This is a genomic window from Mesorhizobium sp. ArgA1, from assembly GCF_053714375.1.
Genome location: NZ_JBSKBQ010000167.1, coordinates 1 through 315, shown reverse-complemented (window position 1 = coordinate 315; position 315 = coordinate 1). Strand labels below are relative to the sequence as shown.

General features: G+C 60.3%; 1 protein-coding gene. It reads left to right on the top strand.

What is annotated here, in order from left to right:
• Window positions 1-36: 36 nt before the first annotated feature.
• Window positions 37-315, top strand: a 279-nt coding sequence (locus ACWGTI_RS32840; RefSeq protein ID WP_454590703.1) for a plasmid pRiA4b ORF-3 family protein, incomplete at its 3' end; no start/stop codon positions are given.

Sequence of the window (315 nt, the reverse complement as noted above, 5' to 3'; positions counted from 1 at the left end):
TGGGGGTGCCGTCCGCCATGGGTTAGCGTGGGCGCCATGTCTGACGATGGCGCATCTGGTGTTTACCGGTTGAAAGGGAGCTTGCGACGAATCTCGCCGATGATCTGGCGCAGGCAGCTGGTATCGGAAGAAATGACGCTCTTCGGTCTGCACCGAACAATCCAGATCGCCTTCGGCTGGGAGGATCATCATCTGCACGCTTTCAATCTGCACGGCAGGCATTATGGCACAACGCGGACAGGCGAGCGCCACCGTGACGGGGTAGGTAAGGAGGTCACGCTCACGGATCTTCAGCTGCGCGTGCGCCAGCGCATT